This window comes from Alcaligenes sp. Me129, assembly GCF_050487245.1.
Taxonomy (GTDB): Bacteria; Pseudomonadota; Gammaproteobacteria; order Burkholderiales; family Burkholderiaceae_B; genus Alcaligenes; species Alcaligenes phenolicus.
In genome coordinates this window covers 36,101-60,574 of record NZ_JBKQGX010000003.1, presented here as the reverse complement: position 1 = coordinate 60,574, position 24,474 = coordinate 36,101, and the positions used below count along the sequence as shown (strand labels likewise).

The following is a 24,474-nucleotide window of genomic DNA, read 5'->3' as shown; positions in this document are numbered from 1 at the left end:
ATGAACTTTCTGTATCGCTACGCCGCTCCTCAAAACTTCTATGTTCTGGCCGGACGCATTATCCCTTGGGCTGCCATCCTGGCCTTTCTGCTGTTTCTGGTCGGCGCTTATGTAGGCTTCTTTTTGGCCCCGACTGATGCCCAGCAAGGCGAAGGCTACCGCATCATTTTCCTGCATGTGCCCGTGTCCTGGATGTCCATGCTGATCTATCTGGCCATGGGCTTCTGGTCCTTGATCTGCCTGGTTTTCAATAGTCGTACCGCCGCCATGATGGCAGCCGCGCTGGCCCCGACCGGGGCGATCTGTACGGTCTTGTCCCTGGTCACCGGAGCCCTGTGGGGCAAGCCTATGTGGGGCGCCTGGTGGGTCTGGGATGCCCGTCTGACTTCCGAATTGTTGCTGCTGTTCTTGTACATGGGTTTCATGGGCTTGCGTGGTGCCATCGACGACCCGCGCCGCGCAGACAAAGCCGCTTCCATCCTGGCCTTGGTCGGGGTGGTGAATGTGCCCGTTATCTATTTCTCGGTGCAGTGGTGGAACACCTTGCATCAGGGGGCTTCGGTATCGCTGACCAGCTCGCCATCCATGGCCACCGTCATGCTGACAGGCATGTTGCTGATGAGTCTGGCCATGTGGTGCTACAGCATTGCCATCGCACTGTACCGGGTGCGCAATTTGATTCTTGAACGTGAGGCGCATACCGCCTGGGTTCGCAACTTGACGGAGGGCTGATGATGCATTGGTCGAGTGTGGGCGATTTTTTCGCTATGGGCGGCTATGCCGTGTATGTGTGGGGCTCGGTGCTGGCCTGTACCGTGTTGATGCTGGGTGAAGTGCTCAGCGTCCGGGCAGGGCGGGCACGGGCCTGGCAGCGGGTACGTGACGAGCGCGCCCTGGGGGACCAGCGCCATGACTAAGCGACAAAATCGTCTGGTCCTGATTCTGGGCGCATTGATCGTGCTGGGGGCGGCAACCGCCCTGATCCTCAATGCCTTCCAAAGCAGCCTGGTGTTCTTTTTTACCCCTACTGAAGTCAGCCAGGGGCAAAGCCCTGAAAACCGGACCTTCCGGGTGGGTGGCATTGTGCAGATGGACAGCATTCGCCGTGGTGGCGCCCAAGGCATGGCCGTGAACTTTGTGGTGACAGACGGCGCGGCCCAGGTGCCTGTCAGCTATACGGGAATTTTGCCGGACCTGTTTCAAGAGGGGAAAGGCGTGGTGGCTCAAGGTCGCTTGAACGAGCAGGGCCATTTTGTGGCGGAAGAAGTGCTGGCCAAGCACGATGAAAACTACATGCCGCCCGAGGCCATGCATGCCATGGAGCAGGCCGAGCGCGCGAAACAAGGAGCCCAGCCATGATCCCGGAGCTTGGACACTTTGCCCTGATTCTGACTTTTGTACTGGCGCTGGCCCAAGGCATTGTGTCCTTGTATGGTGCCTGGCGTGGCAATTTGGCCTGGATGGCTTTTGCACGTCCCGCAGCCCGCTGGCAATTCGGTTTGGTGGCCTTCAGCTTGCTGTGTCTGGCCTGGTCCTTTGTGAGCTTTGATTTCTCTGTTGCCTACGTGGCGCAGAACTCCAGCACCAAACTGCCTTTGTTCTACCGCATTGCTGCAGTGTGGGGCGGGCATGAGGGCTCGCTGCTGCTCTGGATGTTCATGCAAACGGGTTGGGCCTTTGCTGTCAGCATTTATTCGCGTTCCTTGCCGGAAGCCATGCTGGCCCGTGTGCTTGGCGTCTTGGGTCTGATTACCGCCGGTTTTCTGCTGTTTGTGTTGGTTAGCTCCAACCCCTTTGAGCGCATGTTCCCGGTTCCGGCCGAAGGTCTGGATCTGAATACGCTCTTGCAGGATATTGGCCTGATTGTTCACCCTCCCTTGCTGTATATGGGCTATGTGGGCTTTTCGGTGGCCTTTGCTTTCGCGATTGCCGCTTTGCTGGCAGGCCGTCTGGACGCCAGTTGGGCGCGTTGGTCACGTCCCTGGACAACTTCGGCCTGGCTGTTTCTGACCTTGGGTATTGCCGTAGGTAGCTGGTGGGCCTATTACGAGCTGGGTTGGGGCGGCTGGTGGTTCTGGGACCCGGTAGAGAACTCCTCCTTTGTGCCCTGGTTGGCGGGTACTGCCCTGATTCACTCGTTGGCGGTCACGGAGAAACGTGGCAGCTTCAAGAACTGGACCGTGTTGCTGGCAATCAGCACCTTCTCGCTGTCCATTTTGGGCGCTTTCCTGGTGCGCTCCGGCGTGCTGACCTCAGTACACGCGTTTGCTACAGATCCGGCCCGAGGTGTGTTCATTCTGAGTCTGTTCGCCGTCATTGTGGGCAGCTCCCTGATCCTGTTTGCCTGGCGCGCACCGCGTGTCGGAGCAGGTGGGCAGTTTGCCGTGGTGTCGCGTGAGTCCTTGCTGCTGGTCAACAACGTTTTGCTGGTAGTGGTGACGGGCACGGTGCTGTTGGGGACCTTGTATCCCCTGATTATGGATACGCTGGGCCTGGGCAAAATCTCCGTGGGGCCACCTTATTTCAACAAGGTGTTTGTGCCTTTGATGATCCCGGCTCTGGTTCTGATCGTGTTTGGCGTCATGGCGAATTGGAAGCGTGCCAGCATGATGGATATGGTGCGCCAACTGGCCCTGGTGATCCTGTTCAGTATCGTGCTGGGTGCAGCCATTCCTTTGCTGTACGGCCAGTGGCAGGGCACTGCCGCCTTGGGCGCGGGTCTGGCCATGTGGATTGTTTTGGGCAGCTTGTTTGATGTGGTCAAGCGTGTGCGCGCCACGCGGTCCGGCGTGTTCTCGCAATCACGCAGTTGGCTGGGTCAGCACTTGGCCCACATCGGGGTCGCTGTCTTTGTCCTGGGGGTGACCATGGTCAGCCACTACGAGACAGAAACCGATGTCTTGTTGCAGCCCGGTCAGACGGCGCAGGTGGGCGCGTATGACGCGCGCTTCCAGGGCGTGCGTATTGTGCCCGGCCCGAACTATTCGGCCGAACGCGGCACGGTAGAACTGCTGCAGGATGGCAAGGTGGTGTCCACCTTGTATCCGGAAAAGCGCACCTATCTGTCCTCGGCCTTGCCCATGACGGAATCGGCCATCAACGCCAATGGTTTGCGTCATATTTACGTGGCGCTGGGCGACAACTTTGATCAGGGCGGTTGGAGTGTTCGTCTGTACTACAAGCCTCTGGTGGACTTTATCTGGCTGGGTTGTTTGCTGATGGCCTTGGGCGGTGCTCTGGCAATCAGTGATCGACGCTATCGCGCCAAGCAAACCCGCGCCGCTGTGCAAAACAAAGCCATGAATACGCAGGTGCAGGCATGAACCGTTTCACTGTTCCCTTGATCGGTTTTGTACTGTTGCTGGTATTTCTGGGCATAGGTTTGACCTTGAAGCCCAGCGAAGTGCCTTCGCCCTTGGTCGATAAACCGGCTCCGGCGTTCAGCCTGCCTCAATTGCACAATCCCGAAGCCAGTTTTTCGGGGGAGCAAATGAAGGGACGCGTCTGGTTGCTGAACGTGTGGGCCTCGTGGTGTTACCCGTGCCTGACCGAACATGCTTTCATCAAAGAGCTGTCCACCAAGCACAAGGTGCCGATTGTGGGCTTGAACTACAAGGACGTACCTGAAGAAAGCCGCGAGTGGCTGCTACGCAATGGCAATTCTTATGAAGTCTCTGTCATGGACAGGGACGGTCGTGTGGGCATTGATTTCGGCGTATACGGTGTGCCGGAAACCTTCGTGATCGACAAGCAGGGCATTGTGCGCTTCAAGCACATAGGCCCCGTGTCGCGTGAATCCATGGAGGAAACCTTGTTGCCTTTGATCCGTCGTTTGGAGCAGCAGCCATGATGATGCGTCAATGGATGGTGGCCTTGATGGCCAGTGTGTGGTTTCTGGTGCCGGCGGCGCAGGCCCAGTCGGGGGAGCAGGGTGCCCAGGAATCGGTGATGCTGGAAATTGCGGCCGAGCTGCGTTGTCTGGTGTGCCAGAACGAATCCATTGCGGCATCGCGTGCCGAGCTGGCCGTGGACTTGCGTCAGCAGATCATGGAGCAGTTGGGGCAGGGGCGTAGCCCCGATCAGATCCGCACGTATATGGTGGATCGCTATGGCGACTTCATTTTGTATCGCCCGCCCTTTAAATCCACCACCTTGCTGCTCTGGTTCGGGCCAGCTCTGTTATTGCTGACTGGCTTTCTGGTTTATGCCTTTACCCTGCGCCGTCGACGCCGCGCGGGTAATGACACGGCCTTGACCGAGGAACAACGTCGTCAAGCCGATGCTCTCTTGCAGGGCTCTTCTCGGGATGAACAATCGTGACTATTGTTTTTTATATTGTGGCCGCGCTACTGGTGCTGCTGTGCGCGGTGTATTTGATGTTGAGCGTCAAGCGCAAGCCCGCCGTGCAGCGTGTGGTTGAACACAAGCAGGCCAATCTGGCGATTCTGCGTGAGCAGCTCAAGGAAATCGAACGGGACAAGCAGGCCGGTGTCCTGTCTGCTCAGGACTTCGAACAGGCGCAGATGGATTTGCGCCAGCGTGTGCTGGAAGAAAACGAAGGGCTGAAAACGGAATCTGTGCAGCAAGCAGGCGCACCGAAGCTGGCCTGGACCTTGATGGTCAGCATTCCGGTCGCGGCTATCGCCTTGTACTTTTATCTGGGAAATCCGGCCATGCTCGATCCTGCCGCCGTGCAGCAGCAGGCCAACGCACAGCCCGTGGATATTGAGGCCATGGTGGCCCGTCTGGAGCAGCGTCTGAAAGAAAACCCGGACGATCCGGGCGCCTGGTTGATGATGGCCCGTTCGCATCGCTATTACGGCCGCCATCAGGAAGCGACACAGGCGTATGCCAAGGCCATGGCCGTGGTGGATGGAGACCCGACGGCATTGGCTGAGTATGCGGAATCCATGCTGCTGGCCGGTGTCGATACCTTGGACGGTTTGCCGGGTCGTTTGGTCAAGCGATCGCTGGAGCTGTATCCCGAAGAGCCATTGGGCTTGATGCTGGCCGGCGCTGCCGCTTTGCATAAAGAGGAGTATCCGGCGGCGATCGACTACTGGCAGCGTTTGCTGGCGCAGTTTCCACCTGATTCGGAAACTGCCAAGGTCGTGAACCAGGGCTTGCAACTGGCGCGCGAACGTATGCGTATGCCGGCCGCCCCTGCAGCGGAACCTGCCACGGCCCCTTGATATGGAAATAGTGTCTTTGGATTTGGGCCTGATCGCCCTGATAACGGCATTTCTGGCGGGGATGGCTTCGTTTCTGTCCCCCTGCGTCTTGCCCTTGGTTCCCGGTTATTTGTCTTATCTGGCCGGGGACGGGCAGGTGTATACGCAGGTCAAGCGCAGCCAGCTACTGGGTCGCAGCGTTTGCTTTGTGGCTGGCTTTTCACTGGTTTTTATCGCCTTGGGAGCCAGTCTCTCTTACCTTGGCCAGCTGTTGATGGCCTATCGCTACGAGTTGAATGTGGCGGCAGGTGTCATGGTGGCTTTAGCGGGTTTGAGTGTGATGGGGGTGCTGCGCATGCCCTTGAGTCTGCAACGTTACTATCGCTTTGAATCCGGCAAAGCGGCAGGCCCTGGCGGGGCAACGGTAATGGGGCTGGCGTTCGGCTTTGGCTGGACTCCCTGCATCGGCCCGATTCTGGCGGGCATTTTGATGATGGGAGCCAGCACGGCCAGTGCGGGCAAGGCCAGTATCCTGTTGTCCGTCTACGCTTTGGGTCTGGGTGTACCTTTCATCCTGGCCGCCTGCTTCCTGACCCCCTTCTTGCAGCGCATGACCCAGATCAGGAAGATCGGGCGCTATGTGCGCTGGGGGGCGGGTCTGGTGCTGATTGTGATGGGCTGGGCCATGGCAACCGGCGAGCTGGCGCGGTTTGCTATCTGGGTGCTCAAGACCTTCCCGGTGTTAGGGCAACTGGGCTAACAAGCTTCAGCATTTGCCTGTTATCAGTGTGGTGCTTCATCAGCTATCAGGAAGCACCGCATTGTCACTTCACGGCCGCATTGCCTCCATCCGCGAACAAGGCGGAGCCGGTCACAAAACTGGACATGGGGCTGGCCAGAAAGAGCGCTGCGGACGCAATTTCTTCAGGTTGGGCGATTCGCTTCATGGCGTGCAGCCCCGCCGCCCAATCCTTGGAGCTCTGATCCCCGGCAATGTCTGTGTCAGTTCCGCCAGGCAATAGAGCGTTAGCTCGTATTCCTTGCGCCGCATAGTCCGCCGTGATGCCTTTGACCAGTCCCATGAGTGCCGCTTTGGCGGCACCATAAGCGCTCATCCCGGGCAGGCCGACACTGGTACCTACAAAGCTCGATGTGAAAACAATCGAGCCGCCTCCGCGATGGAGCATGGCCGGAATCTGGCTACGGGCACCCAGAAAGGCTGCCTCAAGATTGGTATTCAGTGTTGCTTGCCATTCTTCCAGTGTCATCTCGGCCAGCGGCTTGAGGGCACCGACAATACCGGCGTTATTGATCGCAATATCCAGCCCACCGAATCTGCTGGTCGCGGCTTCGATCAGTTGCTCATGGGTTTCAGCCTGCGTAATGTCCCCCGTCACAAACTCGGCACGGCCGCCAGACTGCCGGATCTCCTTGGCGACGGCCTCAAGCAATGCGCCACGCCTTGCCGTAAGAACAAGTGCCGCTCCCTGCTCAGCAAACATCAATGCGATGGCGCGTCCAATACCAGAGGATGCGCCGGTAACAAGGGCAACCTTTCCATCAAGCAAAGCCATGAGTGAAATCTCCTGTATTTCTATTGGGAGCTCACATCGTATGTGTCCTGGCCTGACGGGGAACTCCGTTTCTTGCCTTCAAAACTCGTTCTTGATGATTGGGCAGGCAGCCGACTATCAGTCTTGTACTTCGCGGCGTAGCAGTTCACGTTTTCGGTCTATCCCCCAGCGGTAACCGGCCAGATCGCCATCGCGTCGTACGACGCGGTGGCATGGGATGGCCACGGCAATGTGGTTGTTGGCGCAAGCCTGGGCCACGGCACGCACAGCTTTGGGCGAGCCTATGCGTTCGGCAATGTCGGTGTAGCTGACGGTGACGCCTGGCGGGATCTCACAGAGCGCGCGCCAGACTCGTTCCTGGAAGGCCGTTCCTTGTACATCCACTGGCAGGTGCAAGCCAATAGAGGGCGTTTCGATGAAGCCCACGACTTGAGCGATCAATTGCTCGAAGTCGCCGTCGCAGCCGATGATTTCGGCTTTGGGAAACTGATCTTGCAGGTCACGAACCAGTTGATCGGGATCGTCGCCCAGCAAGATGGCGCAGATGCCGCGTTGGCTTTGGGCTACCAGAATCGCTCCTAGAGAGCACTGACCTACAGCGAAACGGATGACAGCACCGGCCCCTCCAGCCCGGTAGTCCCGTGCACGCATGCCTAACAACTGTTCAGAGGCTTCGTAGAATCGGCTGTTGGAGTTGAATCCGCTGTCGTAGATCGCATTGGTGATGGACGTGTCCGGACTACTCAGTTCCTCGCGCAGTCTGCGAGCACGATAGGCCGAGCTGTATGCCTTGGGCGTCAAACCTGTTTCGGCTTTGAACAGCCGATGAAAATGGAAGGGGCTTTTGCCCACCGCGGCTGCCAGCGTGTCCAGCGATGGCGGCGTCTCCGAAGTTTCGATCAGGCGGCAGGCACGAGCCACGATGGCGGCCCGCTCGGCTGCGGCGCTGGTTTGAGAGCCATGGGCCCTACGGCTATAACGATAGCCTGCCGCTTCAGCGCTCTGGGGCGAATCGAAAAATTCGACATTCTCGCGCTTGGGCAACCGTGTTGTTGAGCTGGGTTGGCAGTACACGCCTGTGGTACGCACCGCATAGACGAACTGGCCATCGGCAGCGGGGTCTCGTGCCTGCACAGCCGCCCAGCGCTGATCGTCGGTTTTGTAAGCAGGGTTCGTAGTCATAGGGCAGGGATCCTGACATCATCAATTACGAAGCCAGAATACGCGGGTCTTTCATCGCAAGCACTCCGATTCTTGCGGTCAATATTGACAGACCCGGCTGACACCACACAAGAGCCTGTCAGTTGTTGACGGTATGTGCGTGCTAAACGAAGCAGTATGAAAAAAGGCCGGTATCAACCGGCCTTTTTATTGGCTCTGAAGCGCTGGCACCGTGAAAGGCGCGTCGTGCTTACAGGGCGCTGGGGGTGTAACCCGCTTCTTCAATCACTTTCAGGGCTTGTGCGCCATCCAGACCTTGAACGGTAACCTGGTGTTTTTCCAGATCCGTGCTGACGGTGGCTTGAGGGGCGACAGCCTGAATGGCTTCAGTGATGCTGCGTACACAGTGGCCGCAGGTCATGTCGGGTACGGAGAAGGTGGACATAGCTGACTCCTTTGATAAAAACAATGGAGTCAGCTTAAGGCTTGCCACGGGGGCAAGGTCAAGTGCTGTTTTTTTTAAAACAGGGCCGGTGACATCAGGCGGATCTGATCAAACTCGGGATTGCCCAGCCATTGAATCTGGCTGCTGGCTAAACCTGGGCCTGATTCCTTGTTTTCCACAAAAGCACCGTAGGAGATGGTCTGCTTTTGGGTGTCCAGTAGCACTACGTAGCTGGAGCTGGTGCAGTCATGGGGTTTGCAGCCCTGGAAAACCTGGTAGTCGCGGCCATCCAGAGACACGGTTTCGCCCGGCGAAGCCGTACCGAAATCTTTAACCCAGCTGGCGTTTTTGGCGACGTCCTGCATCAGGCTCTGATACTGCTGGGCCACTTGCTTGTTGGACTTGGCCAGGTCAGCCAGATAAACGGATTCCGAGGACTGTGCATTGCTCAGGAAAGGAACGAGCAGGGCGCTGCCAAGGACAAGGCGGCACAGAGAATGGGAAATACGCATGGGATCTCCAATAATGAGGCGAGCCTTCAGTTTAGCAGCGCGCTTAGTGCGGGATTGTTAACAAAATCAAGGAAAACCTGCATAAACGGCTATCCCTACAGTCGTTATAGTGCTTATCCGTCCATGGGATTGGCACGGGGCTTTGTTTCCTGTCGAATTACCAGGGCATTTGAGGGGTGTAGGTAAAAACCACAGCTTGCCAGCAAAATTGTTTCATAACTAAACTATTTATAAATGAATGGTTGGCATAGTTGAATTTGTAGTTCGATCTGCTGTGCATCTTATTTAAAGACAGCCTATAAGCGCGGTGGCGCAAGGAGATAACATGAAACGTATTGCATTGACCGTAGCTCTGGCGGCGGCTTTTGGCGGTTCTTTGGCTCATGCCGATACCATCAAAGTGGGGATGGCAATGGACACATCCGGTCCGTTCGCTGCCGTTGGTGGTGAAGTTCGTGATGGCTTTAATCTGGCCATCAAACAACTGGACGGCAAGCTGGGCGGTTTCCCGGCCGAGTTCATTCAACAAGATATGGCCGGTAATCCCGACCAGGCCCGCCAATTGGTCAATCGCTTCGTGCAGCGCGACAAGATCGACTTCTTTACCGGCCCCGTGGGTTCCAACGTAGCCCTGGCAGTGGCTCCCGCTCTGTTCTCGGCCAAAGTGCCCTACCTGACCAGCAATCCGGGTCCTAGCCAATTGGCCGGTGCCGGTTGTAATCCGTACTTCTTTGGCGTGTCCTACCAGAACGATGCCTTTGACGAGGCCGCCGGTAAAGTGGCTGCGGATCGCAACTACGAAAAAATGTTCATCATTGCCCCTGATTATCCAGCCGGCAAGGATCACCTGAACGGCTTCAAGCGTGGTTACGGCAAACCCGTCAACGACGAGCTCTACACCAAGCTGGGCCAGATTGACTACTCGGCTGAACTGGCACAGATCCGTGCGGCCAAGCCCCAGGCCGTGTTCTTCTTCCTGCCCGGCGCCATGGGCATCAACTTCATCAAACAGTTCGTGGCCGCTGGCCTGAATAAAGATGTGGTGTTGCTGGGCCCAGCCTTCTCGGGTGACGAGGACATCATCCCCGCCGTGGGCGAGCCTATCCTGGGCATGTTGAACACGGCTCAGTGGTCGCCTGACCTGGATGTTCCTGCCAACAAGACCTTTGTGGAAGAGTTCCGCAAAGCCTACGACGGCCGCTATCCATCGGTTTACGCTGCTCAGGCCTATGACGTGATTCTGGCTATCGACGCCGCCGTCAAACAGGTTGATGGCAAGGTGTCCGACCGCGAAGCGGTGCTCAAGGCACTGAAAGCCGCCGACTACAACTCGGTTCGCGGCCCATTTACCTACGGCAACAACAACTTCCCCGTGCAGGCTTATTACTTGCGTGAAGTGGTCAAGGATCAGGACGGACGTCTTGTGAACCGTATGGTCAGCAAGGTGTTTGACTCCTACCAGGACGTCTACGCCAAAGAATGCAAACTTAATTAAGATTCACAGGTGGTAAAAGCATGTCGCTTATTCTGATTAGCGAGCAATTGCTGAATGGTTTGCAGTTTGGTTTGATGTTGTTTCTGATTGCCGCGGGCCTGACTTTGGTCTTCGGCATTATGGATATCATGAACCTGGCCCACGGCTCCCTCTATATGGCGGGAGCCTATGTGGCCGCGGAAACCATGCAGCGTACAGGGTCTTTTACCGCCGCCATTGTGGTGGCGGTGGCGGTGACAGCCCTGGTCGGTATTGCCTTGGAAATTCTCATTCTGCGCAAGCTGGTCACTCGTGATCACCTGGCTCAGGTACTGGGAACCTACGCCGTTATTTTGATCGCCAATGATGTGGTCAAAATGATTTGGGGCCCAACCCCCGTTATGTTGAATATGCCTGCCTTGTTGTCCGGGCCGGTAGAACTCTTGCCTGACTTTCTCTATCCCGCCTTCCGTCTGATGATTATTGCGGTCGGTCTGGTGATGGCGCTGGCCCTGTATGCCTTCGTGACCAAAACACGAGCTGGGGTGCTGGTGCGAGCAGGTGCCTCCAACCGACAAATGGCCACCCTGATGGGGGTACGCGTTCCCATCCTGTTCCTGGGTGTGTTCACTCTGGGAGCCGCTCTGGCTGCGCTGGCTGGTGCCTTGTTGGGTCCGATTACCGCGGTTCAGATCGGTATGGGCGAGGACATTCTGATCCTGGTTCTGGTCTGCATCGTGATTGGCGGGATTGGTTCGATTCGTGGCGCGTTTGTAGGTGCCTTGCTGGTGGGTATGGTTGATACCGCTGGCCGTGCATTCCTGCCCATGTTGCTGCGTAACGTTTTCCCGGCAGATGTGGCTTCCAGCGTCGGTCCTACGATTGCCGCCATTTCGATCTATGTCCTGATGGCTGTTGTTCTTGTTTTCCGTCCTTCGGGCCTGTTCCCGGCGCGAGGTTAATGTATGTCTACTTCGCGTATTTTTTCCGCCCTGGTGCTGGTGGCCTTATTGGCTTTCCCCTTGATTGCACCGATGTACGGACTTGAGTTCTACATTTCGTTTGTACGCCGTATCTTCATCTATGCCCTGGCTGCCAGTGCCTTGAATCTGGTGCTGGGTTATGGCGGGATGGTGGCCCTGGGCCATGCCGCGTTTTTTGGGGCAGGGGCCTACACCGTGGGTATCCTGGCTACCGAAGGCGTGCAAAGTGGCCTGATTGCCTGGCCTGCCGCCATGGTGATCTCCGGCTTGCTGGCTTTCCTGACCGGTGCCGTGTCGCTGCGTACTCGTGGTGTGTACTTCATCATGATCACGCTGGCGTTTGCCCAGATGATCTTTTATCTGTTCATTTCCTTGCGCCAGTACGGTGGCGAGGACGGCCTGAACATGTACAGCCATTCATCCTTGCCCGGGATTGATCTGAGCAATGAGCTGAGCTTTTACTACCTGGTTCTGGCTATTCTGGTGGCGGTGCTGTTCCTGTTCAATCGTCTGGTTAAAGCCCGTTTCGGGCAGGCCTTGATGGGCACGCGTGAAAACGAAAGCCGCATGACAACCTTGGGTTACCCCGTCTACCGCATTCGCCTGACGGCTTACACCTTGAGCGGAGCCATCATGGGTCTGGCCGGAGCCTTGCTGGCCAACCACAACCTGTTTGTCTCGCCTAGCCTGATGAACTGGACCCAGTCGGCTGACCTGATCATCATGGTGCTGGTGGGGGGTATTGGCTTGCTGTATGGCGGTGCTCTGGGTGCGTTCGTGATGTTGGTGCTGGAAGAGTTGCTGCGCAACTGGACCGAGTACTGGCACATGCCTTTGGGTATCTTGTTGCTGCTGGTGGTGTTTTTTGCACCCAAGGGGCTGGCCGGACTGGTGCGTGTCCGCTCGGCCGCTGATCCCGCTACTACCGCCAAGGAGCAAGCATGACGAACACGATAGCAACCGCCTCCAAGGCGGGCAGCGGCTCGGCCGCTTTGCAAGCCCGTGGTCTGATGAAGCGCTTTGGTGCTTTGCAGGCTACCAATGATGTGTCCCTGGACCTGGTGCCTGGTGAAATTCATGGTTTGATCGGCCCGAACGGGGCTGGTAAATCGACCCTGATTCATTTGCTGTCGGGCACCTTGACCCCGGATTCGGGCCAGCTCTTGCTGGGTGGCCGGGATGTGACTTCCTTGTCGGGTCACCAGCGTGTGGCTGCCGGTCTGGCACGTTCGTTCCAGATCACCAACATCTTCAAGAACTACACGGTGCTGGATAACCTGGTGCTGGCTTTGCAGGCATGCAGTGGCAGCAGCTTCCGCTTCTGGCGTGCTCGTCAGGCGGAAACCGAGCTGTACGAGCAAGCCCGTGCTTTGGCCGCCGAATGTGCCATTGATGCGTCCTTGCTGCATACCCAGGCCGGTGTGTTGCCGCATGGCGAGCAGCGCAAGGTGGAGTTCGCCCTGGCTTTGGCCAGCCGTCCGCAAGTTCTGTTGCTGGACGAGCCTATGGCTGGGATGGGGCCGGACGAAACGCTGCGCCTGACTGAATTGATCGAAACCATGCGTGGCAAAGCCACCATGTTGCTGGTCGAGCATGATATGGAAGCCGTTTTCCGTCTGGCTGACCGGATTTCTGTGCTGGTGGCGGGGCACATCATTGCTACCGGCACGGCTGCCGAAATCCGCGATAACGAGGCTGTGCGTCAAGCTTATCTGGGCGACGACGACACGCCAGTTCCAACCAAGGTGGAAAGCCATGCTTGAAACGACTCAATTACAAAGCGGCTATGGCGCCAGCCAGGTGCTGTTCGGGGTAGATCTGTCCATTCGTAGCGGGCAGGTTGTGACTGTGCTGGGCCGTAATGGCATGGGCAAGACCACCTTGCTGAAAACCATTCTGGGCCAGTTGCCGGTGCGCGGCGGCGATGTGAAGTTCGACGGCCAGTCCATTGCGGGCTGGAATCCGGACCGTATTGCCCGTGCCGGGATTGCCATTGTGCCCGAAGGGCGTCAGTGCTTTCCCAACCTGACCGTGGCCGAGCACCTGACGGCCTTTGCCTGCAACCGCAACCCCAAAGCCAACAAGACCTGGACGCCCGAGCGTGTCTATGACTTTTTCCCGCGCTTGCGTGAGCGTGCGTCCAATATGGGCAACCAGCTCTCGGGCGGTGAACAGCAAATGCTGGCCATTGGCCGTGCGCTGGTCACCAACCCCAAGCTGCTGATTCTGGATGAAGCCTCCGAGGGACTGGCGCCCAAGGTGCGTGAAGAAATCTGGAACTGTCTGGCCGTCTTGCGTGAAGAAGGGCAAACCATCTTGCTGATCGACAAATATGTCGAGCGGCTGATGGCCTTGTCGGATCACCACATCATTCTGGAACGTGGCAAATTGGTCTGGCAGGGGAACTCCGAAGCATTGGGGGCTGATCGCACCTTGTGGACGCGCTATTTGGGCGTGTAAAAAAACACAAACTGCAACAATCCCAAGATGCCGCCTGCTGGATTGCAGGCGGCATTTTTTATGCGTTTCGTCAAGGCGCTATAGGGGATTGTGGCGGAGTAGTTGCACTTTCTTCTGAAAGTTCCCTAAGCATCTCTGGAAAGATTATTTCCTTGCGATGTATCAATGTGTAATGAAATGGCATTCCTTACGATGTCCATAAGGCCAGCAGGGTTATGGGTCCTAACCGGACCACTCACTGGCAGGAAGCTCTGTCATCCCATAAGGAAGTTGTTATGAAATTACGCCTGTTCACTCTCTCTGCTCTGGCCGCCGGTCTACTGCTCGGCAGTGCCGCGCAAGCTCAGGAAAATGAGCCTGTACAGCCGATTCCCGCCGCAGTTGTCACTGATCCGGCACGCGTTGAACTGGGCAAGAAGCTGTGGTTTGAACCTCGCCTGTCCCGTTCTGGTTTCATCTCCTGTAACTCCTGTCATAACCTGAGCATGGGTGGCACGGACAATATCCGTACCTCCATCGGGGATCGCTGGCAGGAAGGCCCCATCAACTCGCCTACCGTCCTGAACTCCAGCCTGAACGTGGCCCAGTTCTGGGACGGCCGTGCCAGCGACCTGAAAGAGCAGGCCGGTGGCCCGATTGCCAACCCCAAGGAAATGGCGTTCACACACGAGCTGGCCATGGAGTTCCTGAGCTCCATCCCCGAGTACAAGGCCGAGTTCAAGCAAGTCTTTGGCAAGGCCGACTTCGGTATTGATGAAGTCACCTCCGCAATTGCTGCCTTTGAAGAAACCTTGGTGACGCCCGATTCCCGCTTTGACCTGTGGTTGAAGGGTGACAAGAAAGCCATTACCGATCAGGAGCTGGCTGGCTATCAACTGTTCAAGAATAGTGGTTGCGTGGCCTGCCACAACGGTCCCAATCTGGGCGGTACCTCCTTCCAGAAAATGGGTCTGATCGAACCCTACAAAACCACCAATCCGGCCGAAGGCCGTGCAGCTGTGACGGGTAAGGATGCCGACCGTTTCAACTTCAAGGTTCCTACCTTGCGTAACGTCGAGCTGACCTACCCCTACTTCCACGATGGTGCCGTCAATACCTTGACCGAAGCCGTGGATACAATGGGTCGTCTGCAGTTGGGTCGCAGTTTCTCTGCAGAGGAAAATGCCCAGATCGTCGCGTTCCTGAAAACGCTGACGGGCAAACAGCCTGAAATCGTGCTGCCAATCCTGCCACCTTCGCGTGACAACACACCACGTCCGGTGCCATTTGGTTCTTGATAGCAGGCTATTCAGGCGGCTTTTCATGAGCTAGGCCGCCTTGAAGTGACCCAGGTCCTGGATTTTTTATTTTCCTGGCCTGGGTTTTTGTATTTGGCTGTGGATTCATGGCCTTGCTTGGCGTTCAAGACAAGAATCCCCTGCTGTTATTGTTGATGCTCGATCAGGCGGGCTAAAAAAATAGTACCATTTAGATACTATTTCAATGACTGGAACCATCATGAGTCGCATTGTCCTGTTTGAAAACATTCATCCTAGCGCCCGTGAAGTTTTTGAGGCTGCGGGTTTGACCGATATTCAGACCTACAAGGGAGCCTTGTCGGGTCAGGAGCTACTGGACGCTGTCAAAGGCGCCGAAGTTGTCGGAATTCGTTCCCGTACCCAGTTTGACAGCCGGGTGCTGGAGCACGCAGACCAGCTCAAAGTGCTGGGATGCTTTTGTATTGGTACCAACCAGGTGGATCTGGATCAAGCCCAGAACCATGGTGTACCGGTCTTTAATGCGCCGTTCTCCAATACCCGCTCCGTTGCCGAGCTGGTGCTGGGTGAGGCCATCTTGTTGCTACGTCGTATCCCCGAGAAGAACCTGCGCGTACACCAGGGTTTCTGGGACAAAAGTGCCGATGGCGCTTTCGAGATCCGTGGCAAGACTTTGGGCGTGATTGGTTACGGCAATATTGGTTCCCAAGTCGGTACTCTGGCCGAAGCGCTGGGTATGCGCGTGCTCTACCACGATGTGGAATCCAAACTGCCGCTGAGCAATGCCCGTGTCTATGGCAGCTTGAAGCAGATGCTGGCCGAGTCCGATGTGGTCACCTTGCACGTACCAGGCGGGCAGGGCACGCACAACATCATGAATGCCGAGACGATTGCGGCCATGAAACCCGGTTCCATCCTGATCAATGCTTCTCGCGGCACGGTGGTGGATATTGATGCCTTGCACCAGGCTTTGCTTAGCGGTCATCTGGCAGGTGCTGCGCTGGACGTGTTCCCAACCGAACCGAAAAGCGTGGACGAACCTTTGAAGAGCCCCTTGATCGGTATGCCTAATGTGATCCTGACGCCGCATATTGGCGGTAGTACTCAGGAATCCCAGGAAAACATTGGCCGTGAAGTGGCCGAGAAACTGGTTAGCTACTTGCGTAGCGGCGCTACCAAGGGCGCGGTGAACTTCCCCGAAGTGTCTTACTACGACATCCAGGGTGCTGTGCGCCTGCTGCATGTTCATCGCAACGTTCCCGGCGCGATGGGTGGCTTGAACAATATTCTGGCCCAGCACGGTATCAACATCACCCGCCAGCAGCTGCAAACGCAAGGCGAGTTGGGTTATGCCATGACGGACCTGGATCGTGTGCCCGAGCAGGGTTTGCTGGAAGCTGTGCGTGCCCATCCTGGTACCGTACGGAGCGATCTGATTTTCCCGGCTTGAAGCGGTAATCGGATCCTAAACAAACGGCCCCGGATTCTTTTGAATCCGGGGCCGTCTGCTATCCGTCCGTCTGCGATCAGGCCGAGTGCATGGACTTGGTGGGCCAGGCAATCGTCTGTTCCGGGCTGCTGCCAGGAACAATAATGTCGCGCAAGGTGTAGTTATCCAGATAACTCAGGAACTGGGCCAGCGCCTGTTTAAGGATATTGCTCAGGTTGCAGCGACCGCTCAGGATGCAGTGGGTGCCGCTGCCCAGGCACTCCACTACCGCCAGATCGGTTTCGGTATAGCGTACCAGCTCGCCCAGGTTGATGTCTTCCGGCGCACGGGCCAGCCGCATTCCGCCGTTTTTCCCGCGCTGTGTCTGAATCCACCCGCCCTTGGCAAGCAGGTGGGTGACTTTCATCAGATGGGCTTGGGAAATCTGGTGGTACTGGGCAATTTCCGCGATGGTACAGAGCCTGTCTTCGTTCTGACCCAGATACATCAATTGACGCAGGGCGTAGTCGGTAAGGTTGGTCAGACGCATGATCAGGGCAGTTGCAGCTCGCTGGCCACTTTAGTGGGGTTGTGCTGGAACTGGTAGCCAAACCAGAAGCTGCGGGCGATGCGCTGGGCATATTCCAATGCCAGCGCGGCCATGGCCTGGTTTTCACGCTCCTGGCAGGTTTCCTTGAACAGGCGTAGCCATTGTTCAAAGTGGCTGGCCTGAATATGCTTGAGCGACAAATGCTTGGCCATGGGATTGCCATTGAAGCCATCGGTCTTGAGCAATAGGGATGACCAGAACTCTTCCATTACGCCCAGATGCGTATCCCAATCCTTGATGCGCTCGGAGAAAATGGGGCCAAGGACGTCGTCCATGCGGATGCGATCGTAAAAGTCCCAGACCAGGTCATGAATTTCCTGGCGGGTACACAAAGGGTTGAGAGCCATAATATTTTGAATTTAAAGATATATATTTTATCTATCTTATTGGTATGACTCATCGGGGTCAAGCCGGAAAGAAAACGCTTGGGAACGGGACATTTTCACGCCGGATTTCACGCTGATTCAACGCTTGCTTTCCTACACTGCTTGCACGTTTCAGCGTATGGATGTTGCGTTTGCGGTGTTTGGCCAGTCTGGCCGGCTTGCAAGGGCTGTACAAGTCTTGAACGGTGCTCTTTAAGAAAGACAAGTATCACCGAAGGTAAATTGCACTAGGCGGTCTGGCGGGCTACGATTACTTTTTGTTGGCTAGACCTTGGTTTTGTTACAGCACGGTGCTCAAGGAATAATGATTACAAAACGACAGGCCCAAACGCTTTCTTGCGTTATCCCTGGTTTGAATGAAGCAGAAAACCTGCCCGCATTGCTGCCGGTTTTGGTGGCGAAGTTGCGCGAACTGGTTCCGGACTTTGAAATCATTTTCGTTGACGATGGCAGTACCGACGCAACGCCTTTGGTTATTGAGCAATTGCGTCAAACCTACCCTCAATTGGTCTATTTGCAGTTATCGCGCAACTTTGGCAAAGAGGCGGCGTTGACGGCAGGGCTGGAGGCCAGCCGCGGGCAGGTGGTCGTGTGCATGGATGCGGATTTGCAGCATCCCCCTGCCTTGATCGAAGCCATGCTGGAGCGCTGGTCTACAGGCCTGGAAATGGTCTATGCCGTGCGGGAAACCCGTGACGACGAGACCTGGATGAAGCGGGCGGGCACCAGTTTGTTTTACAAGCTGATGCGCACGTCTAACGGTTTGCGTGTGCCGCGTGATGCAGGCGATTTTCGCCTGATGGATCGCTGTGTCGTTGATGCCTTGATGGCCTTGCCCGAGCGCAGCCGCTTCATGAAAGGCTTGTTTGCCTGGGTGGGTTTTCCGTCCGAGCCCATTTACTACTCGCCTGCCGAACGCTTGCATGGTGTCAGCCGATTCCGCCCCACTAAACTATTGCGCTTTGCGGTGGATGGTTTGACGGCATTCACCACCTGGCCACTGCGTTTGTTGAGCCTGTTAGGGGCAGTGTTGGCCATGCTGTCTTTCAGCTACGGCTTGTTCATTATCTTCAAGCACTTGTTGTATGGGGATGCCGTTCGGGGCTGGGCAACCTTGATTACGGTGGTACTGTTTTTCGCGGGGGTGAATATGCTCTCGCTGGGTGTGGTGGGCGAGTATGTCGCCAGCATCTTTGCCGAGGTCAAGCACCGGCCCTTGTATCTGGTGCATCGTCGCCGGGGGCAGGGACTGGCTCAGGCCTCTGAACCGGCACCTGACCAGAAGCAGTTAGCGACCCCCGATCAGGACCCGCAGCAAGGCTGAAGGCAAGCCCGGTTTTGAAGGCAGGCCGGATCGTTTAATTGGCGAACTGCTCTCATTTGTAATTGAACGCTACATCGATATTCTGAATCGCTTCGACAGCTACACAAGTAGCTGCCTACCCCTATTGGTTTGGCTTTGAGCGATGAGTATCGATAATTCCTTTTCCTCTTCCGGTGCAACACTACCGCTTGGACAAGCGCGTGGACCGGCCTACTGGTTACGTTGCGGCGTCCAGCGCCTGGGTACGCTCTCTAGTGTGTCCGTGGGGCTGCTGGCACTGCTGTGGTTTGCGCTGACCCTGGGGGCGTACCCCTTGTTGATTCCGGATGAGGGGCGTTATGTCGGCGTGGCCCTGTCCATGCTGGAATCCGGTGATTATCTGGTGCCGCGTCTGGACGGCCTGCCGTTTTTCCATAAACCTCCCTTGCATTATTGGCTGACTGCCCTGAGCCTGAAAGTGTTGGGTGTGAATTTTGTGGCTGCTCGTCTGGTACCTGCCTTGATGGCGGCCTTGTTGATTGCCGGTATGCACGCGTTCTTGAAGCGTCACGCCAGCCAGCAACATGCGGGCTGGACGGCTTTGATTCTGGTCAGCAGCCCCTTGCTTTTCGGTGCTTCCCATTACGCCAATCTGGACATGACGGTTGCTGCCTTGATCAGTAGCTGCGTGCTCTTGGGTGGTCATGCTGCCTTGCAGATGGAGCAAGGGCGCTCCTATCGTTGGGCCTTGATGGGGCTGTATGCCACCGCAGGCCTGGCTTTTCTGGCAAAAGGCTTGATCGGGATTTTGATCCCCGGCGGTGTCTTGGTGTTCTGGCTGCTGGGTCGAGGCCAGTGGCGTACGTTGTTGCGTCTGTTTTCTGTGACAGGCCTGGGAGTCTTGCTGCTGGTTGCCACGCCCTGGATGTGGGCCATGCAGGCGCGCTACCCCGGATTTTTTGACTATTACATCGTCTATCAGCACTTCCAGCGCTTTCTGGAAACCGGCTTTAACAACCCTCAGCCTTTCTGGTTCTACTTTGCCCTGATGCCTGTTGCCACCTTGGGTTGGACGCCATTCTTGTTCAAGCGCTTTCGTGGTTCTGCTAATGCTTCCGACGGTTTGGGAGCAGTACGAGGCTTGATGCTGTCGGCATTGCTGACTGTGCTGGTTTTCTTTTCCATTCCTACGTCCAAGCTGGTGGGCTATGTCCTGCCTGCGATTGGCCCTTGGGCTTTTTTTCTGGCGGATGTGGTGATTCGCCGTAGTCAGCGGGATGGGGAAGCAAAGGTAGAGCGCTTTGCGGTCTGGAGCATGGGTGTTTGTGTTGCGATTTGTGCGTTTGCCGTGGTGACGATGATGTTGCGCCCACAGGTTAACAGTCAGGCCTTGGGCCGTGTACTGGCCAGTGAATACCAAAAGGGTGACCGTGTCGTCTTTCTGAATAATTACCGTTATGACCTGGGTTTCTATGTTCCGGGCCTGCAGAACATCAGCGTGATGGGACGCTGGGATGATCCGGAAATCATGCGCACCGATAGTTGGCGCAAGGAGCTGCTGGAGGCAGCTCGCTTTGAGCCGCAACGTGGGGCGCTGACCTTGATAGATCGGGCAACCCTTCGTCAGCAGTTATGTCGGGACAGCAAGGCGGTAGTCTGGTTGATCGGCTCGCCAGATGCCGTGCGCCAAAGCCAGGTGCTTAACCATGCTCAGCGCCTGTATGAAGATCAGCGTATTGCTCTGTGGCGCTTTGATCACGACGAGTACGAGCTTATGTGCGGCGAAACGCCCAAAGCCGCCCAGCCAGAAACGTCAGCACAGCCAAACCGATAAGAATCAGGCCCAGCAGCAAGTCGTAACGCAGACCGGAATGATTCAGTAAAAACGCATAGCTGGCTTCGTTGACGGCGAAGCCAGCGGCAGACACCAGAAAAAAACGTGTCAGAGCCGGCAGAAAGCGGGCATTCTGGGAGCGGAATGTCAGCCAGTAGTGGCCACCAAAGGACACCAGGAACGCAATCAGCCAGCCAAAAAGATTGGCCAGCAGCGGAGACAGGCTCAGCGTTTGCACCAGGGCGATTACAATGCCCCAGTGTGTGAAGGCGGCCAAAGTGCCGACCAGTATGAACAGAATGATTTGACGAGACATAAAGCGGAGCGAGCAGTGGCCAAGGACAGGCAGATCAGTATATGCGCGGATGATTTTGGCATGGCCCCCGCCGTGGACGAGGCCATACTGAAATTGGCCCAGGCCCGACGCCTGACAGGAACATCCTGCCTGGTCGATGGGGACAGCTTTGTGCAAAATGCACCAGCACTGCGCCAGAGCACGCTGCAAAAAGGTTTGCACCTGAATTTTACCGAGTTTGCTTCCCAAGCGGGCGTGTATGCCATGCCGCTCAAGCAGGTGATTATCCGCAGCCTGCTGCATCGTCTGGATGATCAGAAGGTCAAGGATAGCGTGGCTCGCCAGCTGGATCGTTTTGAAGAGTTGATGGGGCAGGGCCCGGACTATATCGACGGGCATCAGCACGTGCATCAGCTACCCATGATTCGCGAGGCCTTGCTGGCAGAAATGGAGCGTCGTTACGCGGCTTCCATGCCTTGGCTGCGTTATACCGGTGCCCAGCGTCTGGCTACGGGTTTTGCGTTTAAGGACCGATTCAAGGCGCAGATTATTGCCGGGCTGGGTTCCAGAGATTTGTTGCGTCTGGCCAGAGCCAAAGGTGCCACCTTGAATAGCAGCTTTACCGGTGTATACGACTTTCAGGGTGGCAAGGAGCGCTACAGTGCCCTGGTCAAAGCCTGGCTGGCGGTGATGCAGCACGGGGACAGCATGATGTGCCATCCCTCCTTGAGCAGCGTGCAGGACGATCCTGTAGGCTTGCAACGTCAGGCAGAGTACGAGGTGCTGGCTGGCGATGAGATGCAGCAATGGCTGGATCAATACAGCCTGCGCATTGCCTGAGAAGGAAGATCAGGGCGTCTGGGCTGGCTGGCTTTGGCTGCCGTCACCCAGACTGCGCTGCATGATGACCACGTCAATCCACTGCTGGAATTTATAGCCTACCGCTGGCTGAGTACCTACATGGGCAAAGCCCAGCGAACGGTGCAGAGCAATCGAGCCCCGGCTGTCATGGCCGGAGATGATGGCCACCATTTGCCGCCACGGGCCTTTCTCGCATTCCAGCAGCAATTGTTCCAGCAAGGCTTTGCCCAGACCTTTGCCAATCTGACCTTGAGCCAGATAGATGGAGTCTTCTATCGTGAATCGATAGGCCGGGCGGGAGCGATACGTGCCTGCATAGGCATAGCCCACGATCTGCCCGTCCAGTTCCGCGACCAGCCAGGGCAAGTTTTGCTCGCGCACTTGTATATAGCGGGCACCCATTTCCTGTTCGTCGGGCGGGCTTTGTTCAAAGGTCGCCGTGCTGTGCAGCACGTGATAGGCATAGATGTTTTGCACTGCTGCCATATCGTCCAAGGTCGCGTGACGTATCAGCAAGGCGCTGGCGTGATTGCCTTGTGGCAGGGACGCAGAGAAAGGGGCTTGCGTACTCTCAGGGGGGAACATACTATTTTTCCTTTGAACTGATTTAGTTTATCCCGATTTCAGGAGTTTCTATGTCCTTCCCGCACCAGTTTTTGACCGAGCAATTGGCCGTCGCCCCTCAATTATCGGGAGAGGACATGCAAGCCGTGGCCGATGCCGGTTTTAAAAGTGTCATCATCAATCGTCCCGATATGGAAGGCGGTCCCGACCAGCCCTTGTCGGCAGACGTGATGAAGGCCGCCCAGGCGGCAGGCTTGCAGGTGGAGTATCAGCCAGTAGTGGGTAGCGCTATTACTTCTGCTGATGTTGCCCGTTTTGGTCAATTGCTTGAAGCCTTGCCAGGCCCGACTTTGGCCTACTGCCGCACGGGTACTCGCTGTGCCGTATTGTTCCGCGCATTGAACGAATCCTGACCTGGCTCAAGGTTCAGGTCTGTACTAGCTTGTCCTGTGTCGGTATGCAGCGGTAAGCTATCTGTCTCCATTCAAAGGGGTTATGCCATGTTCAAGAAAATTCTGATTCCAACTGACGGTTCCGAGCTCTCCTCCCAAGCAGCCAACAAAGGCGTGACCTTTGCCCGCCAAATTGGTGCCGAGGTTCTGGCTTTGCACGTGACGCAGCCATTTGCTGCCACCGTTGGTTTTGATGGTATGGCTGCTGCCTACGCCATCACCGACGAGGACTACGACAAGACTGCCAAGGAACAGTCGCAGAAGTACTTGCAGCAGATTCTGGACCGTGCCGAGACCGCTGGCGTCAAGGCCACTGGTAGATCCGTATCGAATTTCAATGTGGCCGATGGGATTGTGCAGGTCGCTGAGCAGGAAGGCTGCGACCTGATCTTTATCGGTAGCCACGGCCGCAGTGGTCTTTCCCGCCTGTTGCTGGGTAGCGTGACCATCAAGGTGCTGAATATGGCCAAGAATACCGTGCTGGTGTACCGCGTCAAAGAAAGCGATTAATCGTTTTCAGCCCAAAGAAAAAGCCCGCCTAGGCGGGCTTTTCTGTGTCTGCGGCACGTCTTATTGGCTGCGTGGCTCCAGCTGCTGTTTATGGGTCACGACTGCCTGCAAAACAATAGGCAGCAGCTCGCCATCTTCGCTTTTACCGCTGGGATTTTGTTCCACAAAATCCAGCAGGGAGCGGCGCATGCGCGGGTCCCAGAATTTCTGGATATGTTCCGCAATCTCGCGCAGTCCTTGCTCCCGATTGCTCAGGATTTCAAAGAACTGACCGATCTGGTTGGCCATGGGAATCAAAGGAACAATGTTCATGGTGATGTGGCCGAGCGTGACTCGGCAGAATTCAGATAGTGGGGATGGCTGTACAGCGTGAAGCTGCGGTCACGGGCAAAGGCGGCCAGCATGACACCCAGTTCATCGGCAATCTGCACGGCATAGGCGGTGGGGGCGGAGACGGCCACCACAAAGTTGATGCCCATGGCAGCGGCCTTCTGGACCATCTCGAAGCTGGCACGGCTGGAGATCAGCACCATGCCAGAGCGGGGATCAATATCGTTGCGCAGCATGTGGCCCAGCAGCTTGTCCAGCGCGTTGTGGCGACCTACATCCTCACGCACGGCCAGGATATCGCCTTGCAGATTGCACCAGGCAGCCGCATGGGTAGCGCCCGTCAGACGATGCAAGGGCTGGCTGGAGCGCAAGGCATCCAGGGCCTGGAAGATGGCGGCAGCATCGGGGCGGTGCTCGGGAGCGTCCAGACGGGGTAGCTGTCGGCGTACCTCGTCCAGACTTTCCAGTCCACACAGGCCACAGCCTGTACGGCCAGCCAGCTGACGGCGACGCGCCTTGAGCTGATGCTGGCAAGCACTGGCAATCTCGATTTGCAGCAGGCTGCCGCGCTCGCCTTCCAGCACATCCACGCCGCGTATATCGTCAGCGGTACGGATGATGCCCTCGGTCATGGAAAATCCGTAAGCCAGATCCTCCAGATCGCTGGGGCTGCATAACAAGGCACTATGGCTGATGCCATTGAACTCCAGAGCCACGGCCTGTTCGCGCGCCAGCGCATCCTGATCCTCTTGGGGCAGGGTGTCAGCTTGTGCTTCTGCTGGGGTACGCGCCTGCCGCCATACGGTGGCAGGGGCGCTGGCATCACGAAAATCTGCCTGGCTCACGTGGGCAACTCCTTAGGGC

General features: G+C 56.7%; 30 protein-coding genes. 20 read left to right on the top strand and 10 right to left on the bottom strand.

Annotated features, from left to right (window positions below; translation table 11 throughout):
* The 8 genes from ccmC to ACLPGZ_RS04190 are packed head-to-tail and all read left to right on the top strand — an operon-like array spanning position 1 to position 5,931.
* Positions 1-732 (top strand): heme ABC transporter permease CcmC, encoded by a 732-nt coding sequence (ccmC, locus tag ACLPGZ_RS04225; RefSeq protein ID WP_083054157.1) that lies wholly within the window; start codon positions 1-3, stop codon positions 730-732.
* Positions 732-917 carry a heme exporter protein CcmD gene (gene ccmD, locus ACLPGZ_RS04220; protein ID WP_080655600.1) on the top strand — a complete coding sequence of 62 codons (186 nt, stop codon included), beginning with the start codon at positions 732-734 and terminating at the stop codon, positions 915-917. The genes ccmC and ccmD overlap by 1 nt, the downstream gene beginning before the upstream one ends.
* The gene (ccmE, locus tag ACLPGZ_RS04215; protein ID WP_022983242.1) at positions 910-1,359 is read left to right on the top strand and encodes a cytochrome c maturation protein CcmE; all 450 of its coding nucleotides are present in this window, start codon (positions 910-912) and stop codon (positions 1,357-1,359) included. Before ccmD ends, ccmE begins: the two co-directional genes overlap by 8 nt.
* A complete protein-coding gene (locus ACLPGZ_RS04210; protein WP_429640996.1) occupies positions 1,356-3,323 on the top strand; it encodes a heme lyase CcmF/NrfE family subunit in 1,968 nt (655 codons plus the stop codon). The genes ccmE and ACLPGZ_RS04210 overlap by 4 nt, the downstream gene beginning before the upstream one ends.
* Positions 3,320-3,850, top strand: a complete 531-nt coding sequence (locus ACLPGZ_RS04205; RefSeq protein WP_009462261.1) for a DsbE family thiol:disulfide interchange protein — start codon at positions 3,320-3,322, stop codon at positions 3,848-3,850. Before ACLPGZ_RS04210 ends, ACLPGZ_RS04205 begins: the two co-directional genes overlap by 4 nt.
* Complete coding sequence (locus ACLPGZ_RS04200) at positions 3,847-4,320, top strand: cytochrome c-type biogenesis protein (protein WP_060186295.1); 474 nt, start codon at positions 3,847-3,849, stop codon at positions 4,318-4,320. Before ACLPGZ_RS04205 ends, ACLPGZ_RS04200 begins: the two co-directional genes overlap by 4 nt.
* Positions 4,317-5,192 (top strand): c-type cytochrome biogenesis protein CcmI, encoded by an 876-nt coding sequence (ccmI, locus tag ACLPGZ_RS04195; RefSeq protein WP_022983240.1) that lies wholly within the window; start codon positions 4,317-4,319, stop codon positions 5,190-5,192. The genes ACLPGZ_RS04200 and ccmI overlap by 4 nt, the downstream gene beginning before the upstream one ends.
* Before the next feature lies 1 nt (position 5,193).
* Positions 5,194-5,931, top strand: coding sequence for a cytochrome c biogenesis CcdA family protein (locus ACLPGZ_RS04190; protein WP_179136456.1), 738 nt, complete (start codon positions 5,194-5,196; stop codon positions 5,929-5,931).
* Between the two features lie 64 nt (positions 5,932-5,995).
* Here the strand turns inward: ACLPGZ_RS04190 and ACLPGZ_RS04185 are convergent, their stop codons facing one another.
* The 4 genes from ACLPGZ_RS04185 to ACLPGZ_RS04170 all read right to left on the bottom strand — a co-directional run bounded on the left by ACLPGZ_RS04185 (position 5,996) and on the right by ACLPGZ_RS04170 (position 8,863).
* Positions 5,996-6,745, bottom strand: coding sequence for an SDR family oxidoreductase (locus tag ACLPGZ_RS04185; RefSeq protein WP_429640995.1), 750 nt, complete (start codon positions 6,743-6,745; stop codon positions 5,996-5,998).
* A 117-nt stretch (positions 6,746-6,862) separates the two neighbouring features.
* Positions 6,863-7,927: a bifunctional DNA-binding transcriptional regulator/O6-methylguanine-DNA methyltransferase Ada gene (gene ada / locus ACLPGZ_RS04180; protein WP_060186297.1), complete on the bottom strand. Its 1,065-nt coding sequence runs from the start codon at positions 7,925-7,927 to the stop codon at positions 6,863-6,865.
* A 229-nt stretch (positions 7,928-8,156) separates the two neighbouring features.
* On the bottom strand, positions 8,157-8,351 hold the full coding sequence (locus ACLPGZ_RS04175) for a heavy-metal-associated domain-containing protein (RefSeq protein WP_022983238.1): 195 nt from the start codon (positions 8,349-8,351) through the stop codon (positions 8,157-8,159).
* Positions 8,352-8,425: 74 nt separating this feature from the next.
* Entirely contained in the window at positions 8,426-8,863 is a 438-nt protein-coding gene (locus tag ACLPGZ_RS04170) for an Ivy family c-type lysozyme inhibitor (RefSeq protein WP_137430704.1), read from the bottom strand.
* Between the two features lie 325 nt (positions 8,864-9,188).
* On the opposite strand from ACLPGZ_RS04170, the gene ACLPGZ_RS04165 reads away from it, so the two are divergent.
* The 7 genes from ACLPGZ_RS04165 to serA all read left to right on the top strand — a co-directional run bounded on the left by ACLPGZ_RS04165 (position 9,189) and on the right by serA (position 16,486).
* Positions 9,189-10,358 carry an ABC transporter substrate-binding protein gene (locus ACLPGZ_RS04165; protein ID WP_009462245.1) on the top strand — a complete coding sequence of 390 codons (1,170 nt, stop codon included), beginning with the start codon at positions 9,189-9,191 and terminating at the stop codon, positions 10,356-10,358.
* A 20-nt stretch (positions 10,359-10,378) separates the two neighbouring features.
* Positions 10,379-11,299, top strand: coding sequence for a branched-chain amino acid ABC transporter permease (locus ACLPGZ_RS04160; protein ID WP_022983237.1), 921 nt, complete (start codon positions 10,379-10,381; stop codon positions 11,297-11,299).
* Between the two features lie 3 nt (positions 11,300-11,302).
* Positions 11,303-12,265: a branched-chain amino acid ABC transporter permease gene (locus ACLPGZ_RS04155; RefSeq protein ID WP_009462243.1), complete on the top strand. Its 963-nt coding sequence runs from the start codon at positions 11,303-11,305 to the stop codon at positions 12,263-12,265.
* Positions 12,262-13,083: an ABC transporter ATP-binding protein gene (locus ACLPGZ_RS04150; protein ID WP_009462241.1), complete on the top strand. Its 822-nt coding sequence runs from the start codon at positions 12,262-12,264 to the stop codon at positions 13,081-13,083. Before ACLPGZ_RS04155 ends, ACLPGZ_RS04150 begins: the two co-directional genes overlap by 4 nt.
* Positions 13,076-13,780: an ABC transporter ATP-binding protein gene (locus ACLPGZ_RS04145; RefSeq protein WP_009462239.1), complete on the top strand. Its 705-nt coding sequence runs from the start codon at positions 13,076-13,078 to the stop codon at positions 13,778-13,780. The genes ACLPGZ_RS04150 and ACLPGZ_RS04145 overlap by 8 nt, the downstream gene beginning before the upstream one ends.
* A gap of 275 nt (positions 13,781-14,055) precedes the next feature.
* Positions 14,056-15,057: a cytochrome-c peroxidase gene (locus ACLPGZ_RS04140; protein ID WP_374697812.1), complete on the top strand. Its 1,002-nt coding sequence runs from the start codon at positions 14,056-14,058 to the stop codon at positions 15,055-15,057.
* A 220-nt stretch (positions 15,058-15,277) separates the two neighbouring features.
* Positions 15,278-16,486, top strand: coding sequence for a phosphoglycerate dehydrogenase (gene serA, locus ACLPGZ_RS04135; protein WP_035271218.1), 1,209 nt, complete (start codon positions 15,278-15,280; stop codon positions 16,484-16,486).
* A gap of 76 nt (positions 16,487-16,562) precedes the next feature.
* Here the strand turns inward: serA and ACLPGZ_RS04130 are convergent, their stop codons facing one another.
* Together ACLPGZ_RS04130 and ACLPGZ_RS04125 are read right to left on the bottom strand one after the other, a co-directional pair.
* A complete protein-coding gene (locus tag ACLPGZ_RS04130) occupies positions 16,563-17,015 on the bottom strand; it encodes an RrF2 family transcriptional regulator (RefSeq protein WP_035271217.1) in 453 nt (150 codons plus the stop codon).
* Between the two features lie 2 nt (positions 17,016-17,017).
* Entirely contained in the window at positions 17,018-17,422 is a 405-nt protein-coding gene (locus tag ACLPGZ_RS04125) for a group III truncated hemoglobin (RefSeq protein WP_026485076.1), read from the bottom strand.
* Positions 17,423-17,765: 343 nt separating this feature from the next.
* Here ACLPGZ_RS04125 and ACLPGZ_RS04120 point away from each other — a divergent pair, with 343 nt between their 5' ends.
* Together ACLPGZ_RS04120 and ACLPGZ_RS04115 are read left to right on the top strand one after the other, a co-directional pair.
* Entirely contained in the window at positions 17,766-18,785 is a 1,020-nt protein-coding gene (locus ACLPGZ_RS04120) for a glycosyltransferase family 2 protein (RefSeq protein WP_060186300.1), read from the top strand.
* A gap of 142 nt (positions 18,786-18,927) precedes the next feature.
* Positions 18,928-20,598: an ArnT family glycosyltransferase gene (locus ACLPGZ_RS04115; protein WP_226348173.1), complete on the top strand. Its 1,671-nt coding sequence runs from the start codon at positions 18,928-18,930 to the stop codon at positions 20,596-20,598.
* Here the strand turns inward: ACLPGZ_RS04115 and ACLPGZ_RS04110 are convergent.
* Positions 20,537-20,914, bottom strand: coding sequence for a GtrA family protein (locus ACLPGZ_RS04110; protein WP_022983235.1), 378 nt, complete (start codon positions 20,912-20,914; stop codon positions 20,537-20,539). The genes ACLPGZ_RS04115 and ACLPGZ_RS04110 overlap by 62 nt on opposite strands.
* 60 nt (positions 20,915-20,974) lie before the next feature.
* On the opposite strand from ACLPGZ_RS04110, the gene ACLPGZ_RS04105 reads away from it, so the two are divergent.
* A complete protein-coding gene (locus ACLPGZ_RS04105; RefSeq protein ID WP_239055131.1) occupies positions 20,975-21,733 on the top strand; it encodes a ChbG/HpnK family deacetylase in 759 nt (252 codons plus the stop codon).
* 9 nt (positions 21,734-21,742) lie between these two features.
* On the opposite strand, the gene ACLPGZ_RS04100 is transcribed toward ACLPGZ_RS04105, so the two are convergent.
* Positions 21,743-22,339, bottom strand: coding sequence for a GNAT family N-acetyltransferase (locus tag ACLPGZ_RS04100; RefSeq protein ID WP_239055132.1), 597 nt, complete (start codon positions 22,337-22,339; stop codon positions 21,743-21,745).
* A gap of 50 nt (positions 22,340-22,389) precedes the next feature.
* Here ACLPGZ_RS04100 and ACLPGZ_RS04095 point away from each other — a divergent pair, with 50 nt between their 5' ends.
* Together ACLPGZ_RS04095 and ACLPGZ_RS04090 are read left to right on the top strand one after the other, a co-directional pair.
* Entirely contained in the window at positions 22,390-22,731 is a 342-nt protein-coding gene (locus ACLPGZ_RS04095; RefSeq protein ID WP_009463890.1) for a protein tyrosine phosphatase family protein, read from the top strand.
* Between the two features lie 87 nt (positions 22,732-22,818).
* Positions 22,819-23,280, top strand: coding sequence for a universal stress protein (locus tag ACLPGZ_RS04090; RefSeq protein WP_009463889.1), 462 nt, complete (start codon positions 22,819-22,821; stop codon positions 23,278-23,280).
* 60 nt (positions 23,281-23,340) lie between these two features.
* Here the strand turns inward: ACLPGZ_RS04090 and ACLPGZ_RS04085 are convergent, their stop codons facing one another.
* Positions 23,341-23,592, bottom strand: a complete 252-nt coding sequence (locus ACLPGZ_RS04085) for a formate dehydrogenase subunit delta (RefSeq protein WP_009463888.1) — start codon at positions 23,590-23,592, stop codon at positions 23,341-23,343.
* The gene (gene fdhD / locus ACLPGZ_RS04080) at positions 23,589-24,455 is read right to left on the bottom strand and encodes a formate dehydrogenase accessory sulfurtransferase FdhD (protein ID WP_026485082.1); all 867 of its coding nucleotides are present in this window, start codon (positions 24,453-24,455) and stop codon (positions 23,589-23,591) included. Before fdhD ends, ACLPGZ_RS04085 begins: the two co-directional genes overlap by 4 nt.
* Positions 24,456-24,474 lie beyond the last annotated feature (19 nt).